General features: G+C 52.3%; 22 protein-coding genes and 1 other RNA gene. 9 read left to right on the top strand and 14 right to left on the bottom strand.

From position 1 onward, the window contains the following. Nucleotides 1–5: 5 nt before the first annotated feature. The 6 genes from murF to mraZ are packed head-to-tail and all read right to left on the bottom strand — an operon-like array spanning nucleotide 6 to nucleotide 6,302. Nucleotides 6–1,373, bottom strand: coding sequence for a UDP-N-acetylmuramoyl-tripeptide--D-alanyl-D-alanine ligase (murF, locus tag INP78_RS06300; protein ID WP_194741345.1), 1,368 nt, complete (start codon nucleotides 1,371–1,373; stop codon nucleotides 6–8). Further along, nucleotides 1,370–2,830: a UDP-N-acetylmuramoyl-L-alanyl-D-glutamate--2,6-diaminopimelate ligase gene (locus INP78_RS06295; protein WP_194741344.1), complete on the bottom strand. Its 1,461-nt coding sequence runs from the start codon at nucleotides 2,828–2,830 to the stop codon at nucleotides 1,370–1,372. The genes murF and INP78_RS06295 overlap by 4 nt, the downstream gene beginning before the upstream one ends. After that, entirely contained in the window at nucleotides 2,827–4,560 is a 1,734-nt protein-coding gene (locus INP78_RS06290) for a penicillin-binding protein 2 (protein ID WP_194741343.1), read from the bottom strand. The genes INP78_RS06295 and INP78_RS06290 overlap by 4 nt, the downstream gene beginning before the upstream one ends. Before the next feature lie 19 nt (nucleotides 4,561–4,579). Then, nucleotides 4,580–4,858, bottom strand: a complete 279-nt coding sequence (gene ftsL, locus INP78_RS06285) for a cell division protein FtsL (protein WP_019883491.1) — start codon at nucleotides 4,856–4,858, stop codon at nucleotides 4,580–4,582. Nucleotides 4,859–4,869: 11 nt separating this feature from the next. Next, the gene (gene rsmH, locus INP78_RS06280) at nucleotides 4,870–5,859 is read right to left on the bottom strand and encodes a 16S rRNA (cytosine(1402)-N(4))-methyltransferase RsmH (protein ID WP_194741342.1); all 990 of its coding nucleotides are present in this window, start codon (nucleotides 5,857–5,859) and stop codon (nucleotides 4,870–4,872) included. Next, nucleotides 5,856–6,302, bottom strand: a complete 447-nt coding sequence (gene mraZ / locus INP78_RS06275; protein ID WP_194741341.1) for a division/cell wall cluster transcriptional repressor MraZ — start codon at nucleotides 6,300–6,302, stop codon at nucleotides 5,856–5,858. Before mraZ ends, rsmH begins: the two co-directional genes overlap by 4 nt. 332 nt (nucleotides 6,303–6,634) lie before the next feature. Between mraZ and INP78_RS06270 the strand changes: the two genes are divergently transcribed. Then, on the top strand, nucleotides 6,635–7,003 hold the full coding sequence (locus INP78_RS06270) for a glutaredoxin family protein (protein WP_228522704.1): 369 nt from the start codon (nucleotides 6,635–6,637) through the stop codon (nucleotides 7,001–7,003). A 16-nt stretch (nucleotides 7,004–7,019) separates the two neighbouring features. Here INP78_RS06270 and INP78_RS06265 read toward each other — a convergent pair whose 3' ends face one another. Together INP78_RS06265 and rnpB are read right to left on the bottom strand one after the other, a co-directional pair. After that, entirely contained in the window at nucleotides 7,020–8,645 is a 1,626-nt protein-coding gene (locus INP78_RS06265; RefSeq protein ID WP_194741340.1) for a diguanylate cyclase, read from the bottom strand. 170 nt (nucleotides 8,646–8,815) lie between these two features. Next, nucleotides 8,816–9,180: RNase P RNA component class A (gene rnpB, locus INP78_RS06260), an RNA gene on the bottom strand. 66 nt (nucleotides 9,181–9,246) lie between these two features. On the opposite strand from rnpB, the gene ung reads away from it, so the two are divergent. Continuing rightward, nucleotides 9,247–9,933, top strand: coding sequence for a uracil-DNA glycosylase (ung, locus tag INP78_RS06255; protein WP_194741339.1), 687 nt, complete (start codon nucleotides 9,247–9,249; stop codon nucleotides 9,931–9,933). On the opposite strand, the gene INP78_RS06250 is transcribed toward ung, so the two are convergent. Genes INP78_RS06250 through rsmI form a run of 3 tightly spaced genes read right to left on the bottom strand, consistent with a single transcriptional unit; the run spans nucleotide 9,934 to nucleotide 12,361 of the window. Then, a complete protein-coding gene (locus tag INP78_RS06250) occupies nucleotides 9,934–10,428 on the bottom strand; it encodes a BON domain-containing protein (RefSeq protein WP_194741338.1) in 495 nt (164 codons plus the stop codon). A gap of 26 nt (nucleotides 10,429–10,454) precedes the next feature. Beyond that, nucleotides 10,455–11,489: a dihydroorotase gene (pyrC, locus tag INP78_RS06245; protein ID WP_194741337.1), complete on the bottom strand. Its 1,035-nt coding sequence runs from the start codon at nucleotides 11,487–11,489 to the stop codon at nucleotides 10,455–10,457. Nucleotides 11,490–11,500: 11 nt separating this feature from the next. Next, nucleotides 11,501–12,361, bottom strand: a complete 861-nt coding sequence (gene rsmI, locus INP78_RS06240; protein ID WP_194741336.1) for a 16S rRNA (cytidine(1402)-2'-O)-methyltransferase — start codon at nucleotides 12,359–12,361, stop codon at nucleotides 11,501–11,503. A gap of 95 nt (nucleotides 12,362–12,456) precedes the next feature. Between rsmI and INP78_RS06235 the strand changes: the two genes are divergently transcribed. The 3 genes from INP78_RS06235 to INP78_RS06225 all read left to right on the top strand — a co-directional run bounded on the left by INP78_RS06235 (nucleotide 12,457) and on the right by INP78_RS06225 (nucleotide 13,790). Continuing rightward, complete coding sequence (locus INP78_RS06235) at nucleotides 12,457–12,813, top strand: YraN family protein (protein ID WP_194741335.1); 357 nt, start codon at nucleotides 12,457–12,459, stop codon at nucleotides 12,811–12,813. Nucleotides 12,814–12,888: 75 nt separating this feature from the next. Further along, on the top strand, nucleotides 12,889–13,473 hold the full coding sequence (locus INP78_RS06230; protein ID WP_194741334.1) for a BON domain-containing protein: 585 nt from the start codon (nucleotides 12,889–12,891) through the stop codon (nucleotides 13,471–13,473). 29 nt (nucleotides 13,474–13,502) lie between these two features. Beyond that, nucleotides 13,503–13,790 carry a DUF3579 domain-containing protein gene (locus INP78_RS06225; RefSeq protein ID WP_019883505.1) on the top strand — a complete coding sequence of 96 codons (288 nt, stop codon included), beginning with the start codon at nucleotides 13,503–13,505 and terminating at the stop codon, nucleotides 13,788–13,790. A gap of 9 nt (nucleotides 13,791–13,799) precedes the next feature. Here INP78_RS06225 and INP78_RS06220 read toward each other — a convergent pair whose 3' ends face one another. Further along, nucleotides 13,800–14,303, bottom strand: coding sequence for a TlpA disulfide reductase family protein (locus tag INP78_RS06220; RefSeq protein ID WP_228522703.1), 504 nt, complete (start codon nucleotides 14,301–14,303; stop codon nucleotides 13,800–13,802). Between the two features lie 203 nt (nucleotides 14,304–14,506). Between INP78_RS06220 and trxA the strand changes: the two genes are divergently transcribed. From trxA to INP78_RS06200, 4 genes are all read left to right on the top strand, one after another. After that, nucleotides 14,507–14,833, top strand: a complete 327-nt coding sequence (gene trxA, locus INP78_RS06215; RefSeq protein ID WP_194741332.1) for a thioredoxin TrxA — start codon at nucleotides 14,507–14,509, stop codon at nucleotides 14,831–14,833. A gap of 80 nt (nucleotides 14,834–14,913) precedes the next feature. Next, a complete protein-coding gene (rho, locus tag INP78_RS06210) occupies nucleotides 14,914–16,173 on the top strand; it encodes a transcription termination factor Rho (RefSeq protein WP_194741331.1) in 1,260 nt (419 codons plus the stop codon). A gap of 104 nt (nucleotides 16,174–16,277) precedes the next feature. Beyond that, on the top strand, nucleotides 16,278–16,478 hold the full coding sequence (rpmE, locus tag INP78_RS06205) for a 50S ribosomal protein L31 (RefSeq protein WP_019883509.1): 201 nt from the start codon (nucleotides 16,278–16,280) through the stop codon (nucleotides 16,476–16,478). 119 nt (nucleotides 16,479–16,597) lie between these two features. After that, nucleotides 16,598–18,295, top strand: coding sequence for a glycosyltransferase family 39 protein (locus INP78_RS06200; protein WP_194741330.1), 1,698 nt, complete (start codon nucleotides 16,598–16,600; stop codon nucleotides 18,293–18,295). 70 nt (nucleotides 18,296–18,365) lie between these two features. Here the strand turns inward: INP78_RS06200 and INP78_RS06195 are convergent, their stop codons facing one another. Beyond that, nucleotides 18,366–18,584, bottom strand: a complete 219-nt coding sequence (locus INP78_RS06195; protein WP_019883512.1) for a formate dehydrogenase subunit delta — start codon at nucleotides 18,582–18,584, stop codon at nucleotides 18,366–18,368. Nucleotides 18,585–18,599: 15 nt separating this feature from the next. After that, a complete protein-coding gene (fdhD, locus tag INP78_RS06190; RefSeq protein WP_194741724.1) occupies nucleotides 18,600–19,511 on the bottom strand; it encodes a formate dehydrogenase accessory sulfurtransferase FdhD in 912 nt (303 codons plus the stop codon). Between the last annotated feature and the right edge of the window lie 11 nt (nucleotides 19,512–19,522).

The following is a 19,522-nucleotide window of genomic DNA, read 5'->3' as shown; positions in this document are numbered from 1 at the left end:
CTTCCCTATTTCCCCACTAATTCAGTGGCTTGCGATTCAACTAACGCATTGACCACGCGTTCCATTTGCATAAAGCGCGAGCCTTTGACCAACACCACGTTGTTGGCCGTTGTGTCTGCCTGCAAAGCGGCCACCAAAGCCTCCACCGAAGCAAAATGCTGTGCCTGAGTACCAAACGCCTGCACCGCTGCCTGCGTGAAATTACCCAACGCATACAGTTTGCTAATGCCGTGTTCTTTGGCATAACGGCCGATTTGCATATGCATGGCCTCGGCATCTGCGCCCAGCTCACCCATATCACCCATCACAAACACCGTGTTTGTACCGGCATGCTGCAACACATCCAGCGCCGCCTTCATCGAATCCGGGTTGGCGTTATAGGTGTCATCAATCACCTTGGCGCCATTGGCCGCTTGTTTCACCTGCAAGCGCCCTTTAACACCGGCGAAACCTTGCAGCCCCTGGGCCACATCGGCCAGGCTGGCACCTGCGGCTAAACTCGCAGCGGCTGCCGCCAATGCATTCATCACGTTGTGCGCACCAGGCACCGCCAGCGTTAACGTCACCGCCTCGCCCTGATAATGCAGCGTGAAACTGGACGCATCGCCCAACACTTCACCGCGAATATCAGCGGCCGGATGCAAGCCAAACGTCAGCACCTGACGACCGGCGTTCAACCCGCGCCAGTAGTCGGCAAACTCACTGTCAGCATTGATGACGGCGATGCCATCCTGGCTTAATCCAGCGAAGATTTCGCCTTTGGCTTTAGCAATGTTTTCGCGTGAGCCTAGTTCACCAATATGCGCTGTGCCCGCGTTGTTAATCACCGCCACATTCGGGCGCGCAAGGCGGGTCAGGTAATCAATCTCGCCCAGGTGATTCATGCCCATCTCGATCACGGCGCAGCGATGTGTGGCACGCAAACGCAGCAAGGTGAGCGGCATGCCAATATCGTTGTTAAAGTTACCAGCGGTGGCTAACACCTTGTCTGCGCCACCGACATGCGCCTGCATGATGGCCGCGATCATTTCCTTGGTGGTGGTCTTGCCATTGCTACCGGTGACGGCAATCAGTGGCAACGCCAGTTGCTGGCGCCACCAGCTCGCCAATTGCCCCAAAGCCAGCCGCGTATCTTTCACCAGCACTGTGGGCAAGCGACTCGTTACCGGTTTGCTCACCAGCGCCGCGACGGCACCTTGATCAGCCACTTGCGGCAGGAAGTCATGGCCGTCAAACTTTTCGCCCGGCAACGCCACGAATAACTGACCTGGCAACACACGGCGGCTATCGGTATCTACCGAAGTCACAGTCACGTCTGCGCCCTGCTGCAAAGTGCCTTGTAAAACGTCAGCGATGATTTTGAGCGCGATCATGCCTGCGCCTTCCGATTCGAAGCATCTTGATTCAATGCGCTTTTTTTCAACGCGTTTTGTACCCAATCGGCATCGCTGAATGGATAACGGATACCATGTATTTCCTGGTAATCTTCATGGCCTTTGCCTGCCACCAGCACCACATCGCCCTTACCGGCCTGACTCACAGCGAGCGCAATCGCCTTGGCGCGGTCTGTTTCCACCGTCGCCTCACGCGCCATGCCTTCAGCAATCGCCGCGATAATGGCGTAAGGGTTTTCACTGCGTGGATTGTCATTGGTGATGATGACGCTATCGGCCAACTCGTCAGCAATACGGCCCATTTCGCTACGCTTGCCACTGTCGCGGTCACCGCCACAGCCAAAGACGCACGCCAGTTTGCCGCGTGCCTGGCTACGCAGGGTATGCAAGGCCTTTTCCAGCGCATCTGGCGTATGGGCATAATCCACCACCACCAGCGGCAAGTCACCGCCGCCAAACATCTGCATACGACCAGCCACCGGCACTAGCCCAGACACAGCTTGCAGGGCAGCAGGTAGCGCCACTTCGTTCACCAGCAGGCAAGTCAGCACCGCCAGGGCGTTATACACATTGAACTGCCCCAGGGCGTGTAATTGGATATCGCCAGTGCCTTGCGCGGTGCGCACCTGAATTTCAAAACCGGTAGCATGCATGGTCACCGCCGTTGCACACACATCGGCCTGCGCATGCAAGCCATAGCTCAATACTTTTTTACCTTGCTTGCGCAAGTCTTCAATCAACGCCAGGCCAAACGGATCATCCGCATTGACGACTGCTGCTGACAGGGTTTGCCAGTCAAACAGTTTGCGTTTGGCTGCCTGGTAGGCTTCCATGGTCAGGTGGTAATCAAGATGATCGCGCGTGATGTTGGTCAGCACGGCAACATCAAAAGCCACGCCATTGACACGGCCTTGGTCCAGGCCGTGGGAAGAAACCTCCATGGCCACCATGCGTACGTCATCTAGCACAAATGTCGCCAGCATTTTTTGCAGCTCTACCGGGCCAGGCGTGGTGTTTTGTGTCGCTTGCAAATCTTCCAGCGCACCATTACCCAAGGTGCCGATGACGGCAGATTTTTGCTGCAAAAAGCGATACGCCTGGGCCAGCCAATGCGTCACCGTGGTTTTCCCGTTGGTACCAGTCACACCCACGCACCACATCTGCTCGGAAGGGTCCTTGTAAAACTGGCTGGCGATATGGCCGACCTGGGACTTCAAGTCAGCAATGGCGATGTTATGCACCTGCCATTCAGGTTTCCAGTCAAAGCCCTGGCTATCCCAGATCACCGTATTGGCGCCCTTGGCAATCGCATCTTCAATGTAATCGCGGCCATCGCTGTGCTGACCTGGATAGGCCAGGAACAAGCCATGCTTTTCGACCTGGCGGCTATCAGCAGTAATGCCGTGTACCGGCGCTGGAATAATGTATTTACTCACATCGCCTCCTTCACTTCAGCCGCGTCTGCTGGGGCCGCCACTGGCAATGCATTTCCATCTTGCGGAATCACCAGCATACGCAGCACATCATTCATCACGGCGCTAAAGACCGGCGCAGCGACGCTGCCACCGTAGTATTCGCCATTGCTCGGCTCATCAATCATCACCGCCATAATCAGGCGTGGATTGGATGCAGGCACCATGCCAACAAAAGAACCGACGTATTTGTCATGCTCGTAACCATGATCGCCCAGCTTGTGCGCGGTGCCGGTTTTGCCCGCAACGCGATAGCCGGTGACTTGAGCCTTCAAAGCGGTGCCGCCTGGTTGAACAACCAGTTCCAGCATGTCTTTGACTGAATTAGCCACTTTGGCCGAAAACACCTGGCGACCAACTGGTGGTTCAGACAACTTGGTCAGCGTGACAGGGAGCAACTCACCTTCATTGGCAAACACAGTGTAGGCGCGCGCCAATTGCAATAAGGTCACGCTAATGCCGTGACCGTAGGACATGGTGGCCTGCTCAATCGGGCGCCAGGTTTTGTAATCGCGCACCTTGCCAGAGGCCTCACCAGGGAATCCAATTTTGGTGGCTGAACCAAACCCCAGTTGCACATAGGTATTCCATAGTTGCTCGCGGTTTAAATCGAGCGCCATCTTGGCCGAGCCAACGTTGGAGGATTTCTGGATTACTTGCGACACCGTCAGCACCTGGTTCGGGTGTGCGTCATGAATGGTGGCCGTGCCTATACGTAAGTAGCCCGGTGCGGTCTGGATTTTGGTATCAGGCTGGTAAGGGCCAAACTCCATGGCTGCTGCCGCAGTCACCGGTTTCATGGTCGAGCCTGGTTCAAAAATATTCACAATCGCCGAGTTGCGTAACTTGCTGGCCACATTGACCGGATTGTTCGGGTTATAGGTTGGGATATTCACCAGCGCCAGCACTTCGCCGGTTTTAGCATCCAGCACCACTGCTGCCGCTGCTTTGGCCTTGTGTTTTTCAACGGCACGCGAAAGTTCGCGGTGCACCACATATTGCACCGTGCGGTCTATGCTCAATACCAGGTCCTGGCCATCGTGTGGCAACTTCACCGCCACCAGATCTTCCACCACATGGCCTTTGCGGTCACGCACAAAGTCACGCTTGCCCGCACTGCCGGACAATACGTTGTTACGGTAAAGCTCCATGCCTTCAACACCGGTATCATCCACGCCAGTGAAACCGACGATATGCGCCGTCACTTCTGCCGCCGGGTAGAAGCGTTTGTATTCCTTTTGACTGAATACGCCGGGCACTTTCATCGCCATCACCTGTTTTGCCACATCGGGCGCCACTCTCCGTTTGATATACACAAATTCTTTTTTCTTTTTTTGCAGCTTTTGCTGCAATTCCTTGGCTGGCATTTCCAGCAACTTGGACATTTGCTTTAACTGCGCAGCCGTCACCTGCACGTCAGTCGGGTTTGCCCACACTGACTCCACCGGCAAACTGATCGCCAATGGCTTGAAATTACGGTCATAAATCTTGCCGCGATGCGGCATCAACACCACTTTGCGCCGCGAAAATGCTTCACCCTTTTTAATCAGGTAATCTTTATGCAAGGTTTGCAGGTAAAACCCGCGCCCCAGCAGCAAGACAAAACTCAACAGCAGCAACACCAGCAGCGTTCTTCTGCGCCAGGCCGGCAATTTCACCAGCTTGTGTTGACTCTCCTTAAGCAGCATAACCATTCACTCGCAACGATTCCGGTTATGGCGCTGGCGGCACATCAACCATGATCACTTGCGTCTGTTGCATGCTTGGGCTGTGCATATGCAAACGCGTGGTGGCAAAATCTTCCAGCCGTGAATGCATGGCCCAGGTGCTCTGCTCAATCTGCAACTGGTCATATTCCGTCATATACTGCTTGGTCAACACTTCTTGCCTATCCAGCTCAAAATACAATTTGCGCGCCTTGTATTGCGCCGTCACCACACCCAGAGCCATGGCAATCGTCAACGCAAACAAAATCAAATTCAGCCGAATCATCTTGCAATCAATTACTGCACACTGGTACGTTCAGCCACGCGCAACACCGCACTGCGTGAACGCACATTTGCCTTCACTTCGGCCGCACTTGGCTTGATCGCACGCCCGACAGACAACATGCGCGGCTGTGGCAATTCACTGGCACGCACCGGCAACCCGGCTGGCAAGTTGTCTCTATCCACTTCTGACTGGATAAAGCGTTTTACGATGCGGTCTTCCAGCGAGTGGAAACTAATCACCGACAACCGGCCTTGCGGACGCAGCAACTGCAAACAATCTGGCAGCACTAGCGAGAGTTCCTCAAGCTCTTGATTGACGAAAATCCGTAAAGCTTGAAATGTGCGCGTTGCAGGGTTCTGGCCCGGCTCATTCTTGGGGATGGCGCCTGCCACGATCTTGGCAAGTTGCCCTGTAGTGGTGATGGCATGCCCATCTTCGCGCTCTTTAACAATCGCCCTTGCAACCTGCTTAGCAAACCGTTCTTCACCATAATCCCTAATCACCTCACCCAATTGTTTTTCAGACATCGCCGCCAACCACTCTGCGGCGGTCTTGCCCCGACTTTGATCCATGCGCATATCCAGCGGCCCGTCAAAACGGAAACTGAACCCGCGCACACCCTCATCAATTTGCGGCGACGAAATACCCAAATCGAGCAATATCCCGTCTACCGCCTGCACGCCCAGCTCAGCCAACACTGTTGCCATGGCTGAAAAATGCGCATGCACCATCGTAAAACGCGCATCGGCAATCGTTTGCCCATGCGCCACTGCCGCCAGATCGCGATCCAAGCCGATCAAACGCCCTTTGCTACCTAATTTGGAAAGAATGAGTCGACTGTGTCCACCACGCCCAAAGGTGCCATCGACATACACCCCATCGGCCTGCACGTTCAAAGCATCCACCGCTTCATGTAACAACACGGTGATATGACTGGCGGCGACTGGTGACACTGACGTTTCCGTCAAGGACGCGGGCGCTGACTTCGCGCCCCGCGTCATAGCGAGAATCCTTCTAGCTCTTGCGGTATCTGCAACTGGTCGGTCGCCATCAGGCTCTCCAGCTGCTGATCCCATGCCGCCAGATCCCACAACTCAAAATGACTACCTTGCCCGACCATCATCACGTCTTTATCGAGCTTGGCAAACTTGCGCAGTACGGCATTCACCAGCAAACGACCGGCAGAATCCAGATGCATCACATCCGCCTGACCGACGATCATGCGTTGAATACCACTGGTTTGAGGATTAAAACTGGACAAACTGGTCAGCTTGGACTCAATCGGCTCCCAAGCTGCTTGTGGATACAAAATCAGGCAGCGGTGCGGATGGGCCGTGAGCACGACTTCGCCCTGCCCGCCAGCCGTCAGGGCGTCACGATGCTTGGCCGGCACACTGAGCCGTCCTTTAGCATCCAAACTTAACTGTACCGCCCCGCGAAACATCAATATTGACCTTTACCCATTCATTTTGTTTAAAAGCGGGATAAATTTCCCACAATTCAACACAAAATTACCCTTTTGCACACTATAGATAAAAAAAAAGTGCTTGGCAAGCACTTTGGGAGAAAAAATCCCTTTTAAAGACAACGACTTAGAGCATTTTAACAAAGCAATTCAAATCAACATATTGGCGCAATAAACACATAAAGTTGTTTAATAAAAATAGCTATCTCATTGAAAATATTGAATAATTAAAAAATGTTATTTTTTGATGATTCTTTGTGCAAAAAATAGGTCAACTTCAACATCCCCCTCACGCTTCATAGACGATTAAGATGCAGCTTTCTCCACGATTGAAATTCCTGATCATAGGCACCGTGATTTTGCTGGCCATGGAATGGCGCACCTGGTGGCTCTACCTGAGTCCACCGCCAGACTTTAGCCACGGGCAAGTGGTGCTCTACGCCACCGACTGGTGCCCGTATTGCGAAAAAACACGGGCGCTGCTGGCAGCCAAAGGGATTCCATATCAGGAAATGAATATCGAAACCTCAGCAGAAGCGCGCAGCCAATACCAACGGCTGGCCGCGAACGGGATCCCGGTATTACTGGTGGCAGGGGAAGCAGTGCGAGGTTATCAGCAGAAAAAGATGGAAACTGTACTGGATCACTGGCAACGACAAGCAGCCAGCCCAGCTAAATAGCGAGTAAACATCACAGTCAGGCCGTCACAGCTGACTGGCGCGACCGCTTATTTTCATACATGCGCTCATCTGCCAACTGCATGAGTTCGGTGATGTTCTCAGCCTCATAGTAATAGGCAGACCCTGCGCTGGCACCAGAAAACTCAAACCCCTCCAGGCGTACGCTTTCAATGGTTTTTTGCAGCGCCTGCTCAACCACCCGCACCTCGCCTTTGTGTGCCAACACGGCAAACTCATCCCCTCCCAGTCGATATAAGACGAGATGGCTGCCCAAATAGTGTTGATAGTGTTTTGCGAAACTTACCAGTAACGCGTCACCACGCGCATGACCATAATGATCGTTGTAAAACTTGAGTCCATCCAGATCAATAAAGGTCATACTGCCATGCATGGGCATCTGCTCCAGCGCTTTGACAAAAGCATAGCGATTCGGCAGGCTGGTTAAGGCATCCGAATTCGCCACCTTCTCTGTCATACCCAGCGCCTCCAGGGCCTCTTCTTTTTCTTTACGCAATTGGGAGAACTGAAAGGAAAGCACCAATGCCAGCAACACCACCTCAATGGCAACACTCAGCAGCCCCAGATGTTCGATATACAAATCAAATTGCTCATGCAGCTTGCTGAGGCTAATGGTAACAATGCCACAGACAAAAAACAGGCTAATCGCGATGAAATAGCGTTTGGCGGTTGGATTGTTGCGTTGGCTGAGCCGGATTGCCGCGGCCAGTCCGAAACATAAAAACAGTCCAACCTCATAGCGGCAAAGCTGCAATGCCCAATTGGGGTAGGCCATTGCCAGCAACAGAAACACCCCCATTACCACTAGAATGGCCACGCCGGTGTAATAAAGCCGCCTGTGCTGATAACGATTGATTTCCAGCAGATGTATCACAAACAACATGTAAGCCATGCTGGACACCAGCACAGGCATCGACACCCAATAGATGGCGTGCAAATTGAACAAGTCCGAGAGGACAAGCAGCGCCGCACTGTTGTAAATAAAATTACCGGCAATAAAAATGGCATACATGGCTTCCACACTACGATTACGACTCGTCGCGAGCACCGCATAATAGATGCCCAGCCCACAAAAGATGCCCAGGGCAAACAGCGTCAGGGCATTGCCACGCTTGATCGCTTGCATATAACTTGCCTGGTCTTGCAGATAAGGCTCAGGAATTGCCAGGTAATTGGTAGAAATCACTTGCGTGGCCAGGACGTATTTGCCTGGCGCCAAACTGACACTGCGGCCATGCCGCAAGAAAAAAGGATTCTCTATGTGACGACCAATGCCGCCCTCGAGGCGCGCCACTTCACGCCCTTGCTGGTCATACACCTGATGCCGGAAATATTCTATGGTGCTGGTATTCTTGAAATCAAAAACGTACGCCTGCTGCTTGTTGATGTCAAAAGAGGCACTATAAAGATAATGGCCGCCTGTCAGGCTGACCGCGTCAACGGGGGAGTATTTTTTATGCAGCGGATCAGCAAGAAATTGCTGGTGGCTTTGCGCGCCGTCATACGGGTGCACAAGAGACCAATCACCCTCTATAGACTGAGGGGAGGCTTGCACCAAGCCAACGGACAGCAAAGCGATCATGACCGCCACCAACACCCTGCCCAAGCTACTCAACATCCCCATGATAAAGTCACCGCTTATTTAGCTATTAAACGCAGCAACTATACAAGAAAGTCACGCCATCGCCCAGCGCAACTGCCCGCCAACCCGAACCACGCAAATGTTCGAGGCAACATGCGCCAGCTGATTCAAGTTTGGCAAGCAGCCTCTGGCAAAGACTTTGAGGTGAGAGAAAGTAAAGCCAACCGGTAAGCCGGGTTCTGTATCCACTTGCGTGGCGACAGTCATTCATCTAGGCGTGCAATTGCTCACACGCTCAAGCTATCTACCCGCTGGCAGCGCGAGCCACGCCTTATTACTTGCGTAAAGTGCCAGCCTATTTGATATTGCTGCAGATGGAGGTTACCGCGTTTCACCCGTTTCGACGCAAGTTCGCAACAAGTTGCTCACTGGTCGAACCGACTCGTCTCTGTGGCCCTATTCCTCACCTTATACTGTTACCAGCTTTCAGCGTACGGCCGTTAGCCGTCATCCCGCTCTGTGCAGCCCGGACTTTCCTCCCCCCGTTTACACAGGCGGCGACTGTCTGGTTGGCTTCAATGCCATTTTACCACGTCGACCGTAACACCCTATAATGTGCAACGTCTTTATTGATTGACCCACCATGACCACACAAGAAAAACCTGGCCAATTAGACCCTTCCTGGCAAGCCGTGCTTGGCGCAGAGTTTGACAAGCCTTATATGCATTCGCTCAAAGCATTCTTGCAACAGGAAAAAAGCGCAGGCAAAACCATTTTTCCGCCAGGCCACCTGATTTTCAATGCGTTTAATCACACCCCTTTCGACAAAGTGCGCGTAGTGATTATCGGCCAGGACCCTTACCACGGCCCCGGACAGGCGCATGGCTTGAGTTTCTCGGTGCAGGCTGGCGTGGCATTGCCACCATCACTGATGAATATTTTTAAAGAGATTCAAGCGGACCTCAACATCCGCATGAGCGGCAGTGGTGATTTAACGCCCTGGGCAGACCAGGGCGTATTGCTATTGAACGCCACCCTGACCGTGCAAATGGCAAATGCAGGCTCGCACCAGAACCGCGGCTGGGAAACCTTCACCGACGCCGCCATTGCCGCACTCAACGCGCAGCGCGAAGGCCTGGTGTTTGTGCTGTGGGGAAGTTATGCGCAAAAAAAAGGGGCCGTGATCGACCCCAATAAACATCTTGTTCTTAAATCCGTACACCCGTCGCCATTGTCAGCGCACCGTGGTTTTTTTGGTACTCGCCAGTTTTCGCAGATTAATGACTACCTGGCTTCACGCGGGCAGGCGCCCATTCACTGGCAGCTTTAATTAAGGTTTAACCACCAGGGCGTTTTTGACCGACTTCACACCATCCACACTGGTGGCAATCTTTTCAGCGCGCGCCTTTTGTTCGGCACTATCGACAAAACCGCTCAGAATCACCGTATTGTCTTTGGTTTCCACACTGATTTTGAAACTGCTGAGATTCTTCTCCACCAGGTATTTGGATTTGATTTTGGCGGTGATGGCACTATCCGCCGCGGCCTGTTTATTTTCCGCACCATCCACCTTGGATTTATAAGCGGCAAACTCGTCTTGATCCAGGCTGCCATTATGGTTTTTGTCCGCCTTGGAAAAAGCATTTTTGATGTCTTTATCTTTAGTGGCCTCCTTTTTGGACAGCTTGCCATTGCCATCACTATCAAGTGCTTTAAACGCTTGCGCATACGGCGCTTGCTCACCATGCATCTCATCAATCGTGACCGCAAAAGCCTGAGTACTTAACATGACACCGAATACTGCAACCAACCATGTGTTGTTCATCGCTTATTCTCCAATGCTTTAAAGTGTTACACCAACTTCCATGCAATCGTTTGACCGGCGCGCAATGGCACCAGCACATCATCGGCAAACGGAATGCTCTCCGGCACCAGCCAGCTTTCTTTGCGCAAGGTCACTGTATCAGTGTTGCGCGGCAAACCGTAAAAGTCTGCGCCATAAAAGCTGGCAAAGCCTTCCAGTTTATCCAGCGCACCCGCCTCTTCAAAGGCTTCAGCATACAACTCAATCGCCGCGTGGGCGGTATACATGCCCGCGCAACCACAACTGGCTTCTTTAGCCGATTTTGGATGCGGCGCACTGTCCGTGCCCAGGAAAAACTTGCTGGATCCGGAAATCGCCGCTTTCACCAAGGCCTCACGATGTGTTTCGCGCTTGAGCACCGGCAAACAATAATGATGTGGGCGGATACCGCCAGTGAACATGGCATTACGGTTCATCAGCAAATGGTGCGCAGTAATCGTTGCCGCCAGATTGGCCGGGCCAGCGGCCACAAACTCCGCCGCATCTTTGGTCGTGATATGTTCGAACACCACTTTAAGTCCAGGAAAATCTTTTAACAGCGGCTGCAAATGACGCTCGATAAACACTTTCTCACGGTCGAACACATCTACATCGCCATCTGTCACTTCACCGTGAATCAGCAAAGGCATGCCTTGTTTTTCCATCTCGGCCAATGCAACAGCACATTTATGCAAACTGGTCACACCAGAGTCACTGTTGGTGGTCGCGCCAGCGGGATACAACTTCACCGCCTGCACCACACCACTGGCGCGGGCGGCTGCAATTTCCTGCGCGGGCGTATTGTCGGTTAAATACAAGGTCATCAACGGCTCAAAGCTGAGCCCGGCGGGCAAGGCTTGCTTGATACGTTGGTAATACGCCATCGCCAGTTCCGCGGTAGTCACCGGTGGCCGTAAATTCGGCATGACGATTGCACGCGCAAATTGTTTGGCGGTGTCCGGTAACACCGACTGCAGACCTGCACCATCTCTGAGGTGCAAATGCCAGTCGTCAGGACGGGTCAGGGTGATTTCAGTACTCATTATCGCTACCTTTATGTTTCACTGGAATGCGCAGCCTTGAGTGCAAGCGCTGCATCATATAATTCGTTTTTCTTGTGGCCGGTAATATCGGTCGCCAATGCCACAGCCTGCTTGAGCGGCAACTCTTGCAACAATCGTTGCAAGACTCTTAATGTTTCCTCATCCAGGCCTTCGGCTTTTTCCTGCGTGTCTGGATGCACCAGCACCACAAACTCACCACGCTGCTGATTTAAATCAGCTTTTAACCAGTCTACCGCGCCTGTCAAGGGGCAGGTATGGATGGTCTCAAAGGTTTTGGTCAGCTCGCGTGCCAACGTCAGTTGTCGACCACCGCCCAACACATCATGCAAGTCTTGCACGCATTCAACAATACGGTGCGGTGCCTCGTAAAACACCAGCGTAGACGGGATCGCTTTAAGCACTTGCAAACGCTTGCGGCGCTGTGAGCCACTGGCAGGCAAAAACCCCTCAAAATAAAAGCCTGACTGGGTGATACCCGCCGCCGACAACGCGGTAATCACCGCACTCACCCCAGGCACCGGCACGATTTTGATGCCTGCCTGTCGCACCGCCTGCACCACCACGGCACCGGGGTCACTGACTGCTGGCGTACCGGCATCCGTAATCAACGCAATCGACTCACCCGCCAATAAACGCTTAATCAAGCCCTGTGCAGACTGCTGCTCATTATGCTCATGCACTGCCAGCAATGGCTTGCTAATGCCAAAATGCCGCAGCAAACCAACGCTATGCCGCGTATCTTCAGCGGCAATGGCATCGACCTGTTGCAAAGTGTCCAGGGCGCGCTGGGTAATATCCTCCAGGTTACCGATAGGAGTCGCCACCACATATAATGTACCGATTTCGTTCATGCTGGCATTTTATGTCATCACACTGGTTTCGCTAAGTATTATTGCGTAGAGTATTATTTCGCAGACTGGCGAGAGCGAGTAGCCGACAACGCATCATGAAACTGAATCAAAACAATCAGGGTTTGGCTGCAGAAAGTGCCGCTGTGCGCTTTCTGCAACAGCAAGGCTTGTCACTGGTGGCACAAAACTACAGTTGTCGCCATGGCGAAATCGACCTTATCATGCGCGATGGCGTCACATTGGTGTTTATCGAAGTGCGTTTACGCAGCAACCAGGCATTCGCCAGCGCAGCTGACAGCATAGACCAGCGCAAGCAACAAAAACTGATACGTGCCGCCCAGTATTACCTGCAACACCACGACCTCAATTGCCCCTGTCGCTTCGATGCCATCCTGTTCGACAACACTCATTACCAGTCACCCAACTGGATTCGTAATGCAATCGACACATAAAAAGCGTAGAATTTTATTTATCATCCGCTGTCACACCCAACATCTTTAGTTTTTCTCGTAGATCAAGGAAGTTTCATGACTCAACACATTTTCACCAGAAAAGCCTCGGCTATTGCTTTGTTATTAATCAGCACCCAATTGAGTGGCTGCTTTCCAGCAGTGGTGGGCGGCGCAGCCGCTGGTGGCGCGATGGCAGCAGATCGCCGTACTTCAGGCATTTATGTCGAAGATGAAAATATCGAACTGAAAACACTGAAACGCCTGTCTCAATATATGGATAAGGCCTCACACATCAATGTCACCAGCTACAACCGTATTGTGCTGCTGTCTGGCGAAGTGCCCAACGCAGGCCAACTGACACAAGCAGAAACACTCACACGTGAAATCTCCAATGTGCGCAACATCCACAACGGGTTGACGGTAGGTCCCGCTTCATCGATTGGCGACCGCAGCAATGACACTTATTTAACCACCAAAGTAAAAGCACGCTTTGTCAGTGAAAACCTGTTCCCGGCCAACGTGGTAAAAGTTGTCACCGAAGCAAGCGTGGTTTACCTGATGGGCATCGTCTCTGAAAAAGAAGCCAATGACGCCGTGGAAATCGCCAGAACCACAGAAGGCGTGACTAAAGTCGTCAAGGTTTTCGAATACACCAACTAAATTATTAACTTCGTTCTCAAGGAATTTGAATGGAAAATCAGGAAATCATTATTCAGGGCATTACATTGGCTGGAAAGCCTTTTCGCCCCAGCGACTGGGTGGACCGTATGTGCAGCACCTACGCCACGTTTGGCGATGACAAAAAATTGCGCTACTCGCCCTATCTGAAGCCAAAGCTGGTGAATAACGTGCGCAGCCTGTCTGTGGACATGAAACTGAAAGACGTCAATCCAGCCGGTTTTGAGCAACTGATTCAATTTGCCAAAGAGAACCAGCTCAGCGTGATCAATCCAGCTGGCGAAGCGGTCACTATTTAATTTTAAACCTTATTTAGGCGCAGACGCGGCCTCCTTAAGCAGGTTTTCCAACCACTGCCTGCTTAAGGCGCCGCGTTTTACTTTATAAAGCGAGCCATCCGGCGCATAAATATAGGTCGTCGGCAACACCTCCGGGGGTGGTATCGCAATTTTTTGCGCCTCCCCCAGCACGATCGGATAAGAAATCAGCATATCATCGGCATACTTTTTCACGCTTTGCACGGATTCGTATTGCACAGCCACGCCTAGCACCACCACGCCCGCTTTGGCATGCGCATCATAAAAAGTCACCAGTTCAGGCATTTCCTCCAGGCAAGGCGGACACCATGGCGCCCAGTAATTGACTACCACCCAACGCCCCGAATACTGTGACAACTGATGTACATGACCTGCCATATCATGCATCGTCCAGCCTGCTACCGGCGCCGCTGCCCAAATCGTGCTCGTCAACACCCAGGCCACAATGACCATGAACAACCTTGACCGCAGGCCAGACCCCTTGTTTTTAGTCAAAATACGCCCCATATTGAATAACGTAGAAGGAAAAACTTGATTATGCTGGAAAACTGTTGCTATACTAGTTGTTATCTCGTTTGGTAATTTCATCTTTCAGCAAATTACTAATTCAAACAATTTTTAGCCACACTTTCAAAAAATTTCTGTTTAAATCCATCTACGATTTGATTTAAATTCTCCACCATTCTTACGAGGCAATAATGAGCGATAACATTACCCATTTAAGCGACGCCAGCTTTGAACAAGAAGTATTGCAATCCCCGGTCCCGGTCCTGGTTGATTACTGGGCAGAGTGGTGTGGTCCTTGTAAGATGATTGCACCTATCCTGGACGATATCAGCAAAGAATACGCTGGTCGCCTGAAAGTGGCTAAACTGAACATTGATGATAACCAAAATACACCGCCAAAATACGGTATTCGTGGTATTCCTACCCTGATGTTGTTCAAAAATGGCAACGTAGAAGCGACTAAAGTCGGTGCGCTGTCCAAGTCACAACTCAGCGCATTTATTGACAGCAACATTTAATCTATCCACCCGGTTTCCAGTCTGCGAAACCGGGTTTTCTTTTCAATCACTCCGACGTTTCTCAGTCTAGCGAGTTACTCATGCACTTATCCGACCTTAAACATCTCCCCGTGACCGAACTGGTCGAAATGGCCATTGCCAATGATATTGAGAATGCTAGCCGCATGCGCAAGCAAGACCTTATTTTTGCCATCCTGAAAAACAAGGCAAAAAAAGGCGACAGCATTTTTGGCGACGGCACGCTGGAAGTATTGCCAGATGGGTTCGGCTTTTTGCGCTCCCCAGATACGTCATACCTGGCTGGCCCGGACGACATTTACGTGTCGCCGTCGCAAATCCGCCGCTTCAACCTGCATACGGGTGACAGTATTCAAGGTGAAATCCGCACGCCTAAAGATGGCGAGCGCTACTTTGCCCTGGTGAAAGTGGATAGCGTCAACAACGAAGCGCCTGAGAACACCAAGCACAAGATCCTGTTTGAAAACCTGACACCGCTGTTTCCAACCGTACCACTGACCCTTGAACGTGAAATCCGTGGCGAAGAGAACATTACCAGCCGCGTCATCGACATGATTGCGCCAATTGGTAAAGGTCAGCGCGCACTGCTGGTGGCCAGCCCGAAAAGCGGTAAAACCGTCATGCTGCAGAATATTGCGCATGCGATTACCGCCAATCACCCTGACTGTATCATGATCGTACTGCTGATTGACGAGCGCCCGGAAGAAGTGACAGAAATGACACGCTCCGTACGTGGTGAAGTCGTGGCATCCACGTTTGATGAGCCAGCGACCCGTCACGTACAAGTGGCTGAAATGGTACTGGAGAAAGCCAAGCGCCTGGTAGAGCACAAAAAAGACGTGGTGATCCTGCTGGATTCGATTACGCGCCTGGCACGTGCTTACAACACGGTGATCCCATCATCCGGCAAGGTATTGACTGGTGGTGTGGATGCTAACGCCCTGCAAAAACCCAAGCGTTTCTTTGGTGCCGCCCGTAACGTGGAAGAAGGCGGTTCACTGACGATTATCGCCACCGCGCTGGTGGATACCGGCTCGCGTATGGATGACGTGATTTACGAAGAATTTAAAGGTACCGGCAACATGGAAATCCATCTGGATAGACGTATGGCCGAGAAACGTACCTACCCAGCCATCAACGTCAACAAATCTGGCACTCGCCGCGAAGAGCTGCTGTTGGACAAAGACGTGCTGCAAAAAATCTGGGTATTGCGCAAACTGCTCTACCCAATGGACGACCTCGAGGCGATGGAGTTCTTACTCGACAAGATCAAGGCAACCAAGAGCAACAACGACTTCTTCGACAGTATGCGTCGCGGCTAATACTGTCCTGGACGCAATTATTTATCACCCAGCTATTGATAAATCAATAAAAATCATAGATAATCGCGCGTTTACTGCAACTGCTTAAAGATTAGAGAGAAAGCATGAAAGCTGATATTCACCCAAATTACCCGGAAATCAACGTCACATGTAGCTGTGGCAACAAATTCCAAACCCGTTCAACCACAGGCAAAGACCTGAACATTGAAGTATGTTCACAATGCCACCCGTTCTACACTGGCAAACAGAAGATCGTGGATACTGCTGGTCGCGTTGAGAAATTCCGCCAAAAATACGGCATGTAATTTCGGCGAATATGGTCCAGAAAGGCAGCATGGCTGCCTTTTTTGTTTTTATAGCTAGGCATTTCAGGGGTAATATCACACTCTGAGAATGCGTTTATCCAGCGACCCACAACTCACCCATGCAGTTTTACATTGATCACGACTGGCAAGAAAACATGGCCACTCCGCGCGCCAAGGTCGGCGAGCGCGCAAAAACGCATCTGCTGATTTTGCTATGCGCCATCTGGCTATGCGTCGGATTAATCGGCCACTCGCCATGGAAGCCATTTGAATCGCAATCTGCCAGCATCATTCAAACCCTGATCGACCACCCATTCCTGTCTGCTGCCAGCTGGACGCAAGGCGACTGGATTGCCCCGGTCTCAGCCGGACATCCCTTGCTGGAAACACCGCCTTTGTTTTACTGGGCAGCCACCGGTTTTGCCCATTTACTCTCACCTTTGCTGCCAACGCATGATGCCGCCAGGCTCAGCGTAGGCCTCTGGATGCTGGTCACCCTGATCATGACCGGGCTCAGTGGTCGTGAATTATGGAACCTGGGCGTAGGTCGTCAAACCAATTTTATTTTTATCGGCTGCCTGGGGCTGGTCGTCAGTGCCCACACCATGATGCCTGCCGTCGCTGCGCTCAGCGGCATCACCATGGCTTTTTACGCGCTGGCACTGGTGATGCGCAAACCAATACGCGCCATGTGGTTGCTATGCACCGGCCTATTAACAGCCTTTCTGGCAGGCGGTGTCGTCCCTGCACTCACCATTATATTGTCTGTGCTTGGCCTGCTGCTCGTGCCCGCCATTCGTCAACACAAACCCACCTACCGGGCCATGCTGGCGGGCACCTTACTGGCCATGCCCGGCATCTGCTTATGGTGCTGGCTATGCCAGCAATGGGCGCCCGGCCTGTGGCATGCCTGGTGGCAATCGCAATGGCAATTCCAGTTGCCTGGCAATCATGGCTACTTTTTAAGGACGCTGGCCTGGTATGCCTGGCCAGCCTTGCCGTTTGCCATGTGGGGCGTTTGGCGCTTCAGGCAATCAGTGCTCAGTACCTACCGCTTTCAATTGGGTCTGATTTTCTTCGGCATCGCTTTTATCTTGATCGGCTTCATGAGTGACCGCAGCGAGGTCAGCGCACTGCCGCTGCTAGTGCCATTAACCGTGCTGGCTGCGGGCAGCATAGAAACACTGAAACGCGGCGCCGCCGGTGCTTTAAACTGGTTTGGCCTGATTTTGTTTGGCATTTTAATTGCCATCGCCTGGCTAGGCTGGTGGGCCATGCTCAACGGCTCGCCAGTGAAGCTTTATCAGCGCCTGAGTTACTTGTCGGGGCTGGAAACCATCAGCTTCAGCCTGCTTTATGGTGCAATTGCCGTTGCGGTAACGCTCATTTGGCTATCCATCGTGTTGCGCGCCAAGCATTCCAACCGCTCCAGCGCTACCAACTGGGCCATCGGCATGACTTGTGCCTGGACGGTATTCATGAGCTTGTGGCTACCAATGATAGAAGCCGCACGTACCTACCAGCCGCTGTTTGAAGACCTACGCAAACACTTGCCAGCGCATTACAACTGCATCCACGCACAAAATATCGGCGCGTCGCAAGAGGACTTGCTGCACTATCATGCGGGCATACACCTGCATGCGGTCATACCTCCAAGAGACCACGAACAAGCCAAGTCTACGCAATGTGATTTATACCTGATTGAAGACCAGCCAGGTAAGCGTCATGTACTACCAGGGGATGAATGGCGAGTGATTTGGGAAGGTGAGCAAACCCGCCAGAACCGGGAATCCTTCAGGTTATTGCAACGCCATTAAAAGCGCTGTAGGGGTTCGGCAGTACTGTTTGTCTAGCGCCCATCATGTGATGGGCACATGCTGAAAACGTTTATGCCTGTACGTGTTGCTGAATAGCCGCAATCACCCGCGGATGCAGCCCCTGCCCTTGATGTTGCTGCACATGCGCAACCAGCGATTTAATCATCACTGAATTCCAGAATTTTTTAAGGTGGCTGGCAATCTCCAGCTTGGCCTCTTCCACATCTGGATTCGCCTCGAAAAAGTCGCCAATCTGGTTGGCCATTTTGATTAGTTTTTCCACTTCCATAGGCTTACACTCTTTCTAGCAAGACGCACATGCGTCAGTTTCTGACAAAGCGCCGCTATACACCACGCACTGCCCGATTTTGGCAAAGCCAACCAGCAAAAATCCATACTCCTGCGCCAGATTGACAGCCAGTGCGGTGGGCGCAGACAGGGCAATCAATGTCTGCCCGCCACACATCGCCACTTTTTGCACCATTTCGTAACTGGCCCGGCTGGTGGTTAACACCCAGTGCTGGGCCCAAAACGTTGAAAAATCACATCCCTGCCGCAACAAGCTGCCAATCAGCTTATCCAGTGCATTATGCCTGCCGACATCCTCGCGCACGCATACCACCCGCCCACTGGCATCTGCAATCGCACTGGCGTGGGTAGCACCCGTCAGTTGCTGCAATCGTTGCTGTGATTTCAACCCCAGCAGCGCTGCATCAATGGCTGACGATGACACCGTCACCAACGGACTGGTCGCTGACTTGGGCTGTTTAAACACTTGTTGCAAACTCTCGGCACCACACAAACCACAGCCAGTGCGCCCGGTCAAATTGCGGCGCTGCGCCTTGAGCGCTGCAAACTGCTCGGTCGCCAATTCAATATGTAACTCTATGCCTTGCAATTGTCCATTCGCATGAAACAAGGCTTGGGCATCCACGCCGTAAATCTGGCTACGATGCGTGATAATGCCCTCAGTAAACGAAAAACCATAGGCAAAATCCTCAAGGTCAGCCGGTGTCGCCAGCATCACCACATGCGAAATGCCGTTATACACCAGCGCAATTGGCACTTCTTCTGCCACGGCATCCAGCAAACCAGATGACTGGCCCTGGCGCCAACGGGTCACCGTCAGTGTACTCACTGCCTGCTCGGCGGCCATCGGCGGCCACTCGTCACTCACAGGCAACGGACAATCCTTCACATCCACTTCAACGGTCATCAAGTTCAACT

The sequence above is a fragment of the Methylophilus sp. 14 genome, from assembly GCF_015354345.1.
Taxonomy (GTDB): domain Bacteria; phylum Pseudomonadota; class Gammaproteobacteria; order Burkholderiales; family Methylophilaceae; genus Methylophilus.
This window is presented reverse-complemented; position numbering and strand designations above follow the sequence as displayed.